Origin of the sequence: Achromobacter sp. NFACC18-2 (genome assembly GCF_900108985.1) — a bacterium.
In the GTDB taxonomy this organism is placed as follows: domain Bacteria; phylum Pseudomonadota; class Gammaproteobacteria; order Burkholderiales; family Burkholderiaceae_B; genus Achromobacter.
In genome coordinates this window covers 1-2,220 of the sequence record NZ_FNYM01000036.1, presented here as the reverse complement: position 1 = coordinate 2,220, position 2,220 = coordinate 1, and the positions used below count along the sequence as shown (strand labels likewise).

2 protein-coding genes and 1 pseudogene are annotated in these 2,220 nt (G+C 66.4%); all 3 read right to left on the bottom strand.

Annotation, left to right across the window (positions count from 1 at the left end; translation table 11 throughout):
- Positions 1 to 1,133: Tar ligand binding domain-containing protein (locus tag BMW75_RS28985; protein WP_139208623.1), on the bottom strand; the 1,133-nt coding region annotated here is incomplete at its 3' end.
- Positions 1,134 to 1,268: 135 nt separating this feature from the next.
- Positions 1,269 to 1,736, bottom strand: coding sequence for a hypothetical protein (locus BMW75_RS28980; RefSeq protein ID WP_076521336.1), 468 nt, complete (start codon positions 1,734 to 1,736; stop codon positions 1,269 to 1,271).
- Positions 1,737 to 1,765: 29 nt separating this feature from the next.
- Positions 1,766 to 2,220: pseudogene (locus tag BMW75_RS28975) on the bottom strand (methyl-accepting chemotaxis protein); the annotation flags it as partial.

The window sequence follows — 2,220 nt, the reverse complement described above, 5'->3', positions numbered from 1 at the left end:
GCCGAACCGCCGCGCTCGGCCACGTCCGATGCGCTGGCGGCCAATTGATTGGCCTGGCGCGCGTTGTCGGCGTTCTGCTTCACGGTCGAGGCCAGTTCCTCCATGGAGGCAGCGGTCTCTTCCAGCGAAGCGGCCTGCTCTTCGGTGCGGCTGGACAGGTCGGTGTTGCCGGCCGAAATTTCGCGCGAGCCCACCGTGATTTCGTCCACGCCGCGGCGCACCGTCGACACGGTGCGGGTCAGGCTTTCCTGCATGCGCTTGAGCGCCGCAAAGAGCTGGCCGATTTCGTTATGCGACCGCACTTCCACGCGGCCGGTCAGGTCGCCCGCGGCGATCTTGTCGAAATGCTGGCCGGCTTCGACCAAGGGGCGAACCACCAGGCGGCCGAACAGGATGCGGGCAAGAATCATCAGCAGCAGCGCCAGCCCGACGGCAATGCCGACCGCCACCATGGCCAGGTTGAAGTTCGCTTCGGCCTGGTCGATCGTGGCGCGCTGCTGGTCGTTGATGTACTTGTCGAACTGGGCGATCGCCTCGATGAAGGCGGCGCTGCGCGGCGTGCCGTATTCGTTGTTCACCATGTAGAACGTCGAATAGTCTTCGCTGCGCAGGGCTTCCACCATCGTGTCCACGCCGTCATCGATGTACGAGCGGTAGCGGCGCACGAGGTTCATCGACAACTGGCGGCCAGTGTCGTCCTCGAGCATGTTCTTCTGGAAATCGGAGAAGCGGCTGCGCACGCCGGTCAGCAGATCCGTCGCGCCCTTGAGCGCCGCGGCCGCGTCGCGCGCCGAATTCTCGCCGCTGCCCCAGCCGGACTCCTGCAAGTGGCGCGCCGCCACCATCAGGCTCACGCGGGCGCGCAGCATGTCGCTGTTGATGATCTCGACCTGCTTGGCGCGCTCGGTCAGCGAATTGACCTCGCGGATCGATTGATAGTTGCTTTGCAGGAAGTAGGCCGCCAGGCCGCCCACCGCCGCGATCAGCAGTGCGAAGAACGCCATCACCCACAGCAGCATCGTGCCGACGCGGGCGTCGCGCAGCCTCAGTTTGCGCTTGACCTTGGGTGCGCGCGCGGCTTTTTTCTTGCCGGCCTTGCCGGGCTTTGCACCGGATTCGAGACTCGCTTCCATTTATTTCCCCATCCCTCAGGAACTGCTCTGACCAAATGAAAAACCACCCTGTGGACATGCCCTGTTACACAGGGTATGCACTCAGGGCGACGACCATCGGGCCTGAGGCCCGATGTCTTCTGCCGAACTGCAGGGCTATTTGCCCTGAGGCGCCAGACCGGCCGGTTCGCCCGGACCCGGAATGTAGATCGTTTGCACCTCGGGCTCTGTCGCCGGCCGAGCCCAGTCCTGAGTCATCTCAGGCGCGGGGGCCGGTCCCAGCAATTTCTGGCGTTCCCAAGGTTCCAGCAGAATATTGGTGCTGTCGACGAGCCGCATCAGGCGGCCATCCGGGCCGAACTGCAGCAGCGCATCCTTGCGGCTGTAGAGGCCATCGTTGACAAAACTTATCTTGAAGGACCAGAGCGCCAGCAAGGTGCCGTCGCTCTGTTTGAATTGTTGGGCAGGCGGCGCGGTCAGCGCGCGCGCCGCTTCTTCCAGCGTCGTCTGCCCCGGCGTCAGGGTCGACAGCTTGCTCGGATCGAAGTTGTGACCCGTCGCCGCGCAGCCAGCGAGAAAGGCCGCAAACGCGGCCGCCGCCAGAAGATGTAGATAACCTCGCATACCCCTGCCTATATGCCGGCATGCCGGCGTCAGAAAGATTCCCAATCGTCATCCGAAGGCGCCTGGCGCCGGCTGGAGGCCGGTGCGGAAGCAGGCTTCGGATCGGGCTTGGCCGCGGGCCCCGGACGCGTCGCGGGCCGGCGCGGCGGACGCGCAGCCGTGGCGCCTGCGGCGGGTTCCGGCTTGGCGCGGGCCGAGTGCGTCAGGCGCACGGCGGCCGGCTTCGCAGCGGGCTGCGGCTCGGCCTCGGGCGCCGGAGCCGGCGCGGCCACGCGGGCGGCGGGACGGTGCTGCTGCGCCAACTGGCGCGCCGGCACTTCGATCACTTCGCCCGCATTGATCTTGAACACCGCCACCGCTTCGGCCAGGCGCTGCGCCTGTTCCTGCAACGAACCGGCGGCGGCCGCGGCCTCTTCCACCAGCGCCGCGTTCTGCTGCGTCACTTCGTCCATCTGCGACACCGCGCGGTTCACCTGGTCGATGC

Excerpts from the sequence above, each read along its gene's own strand:
- BMW75_RS28980 (WP_076521336.1), bottom strand. The coding sequence starts at position 1,736 with ATGCGAGGTTATCTACATCTTCTGGCGGCGGCCGCGTTTGCGGCCTTT.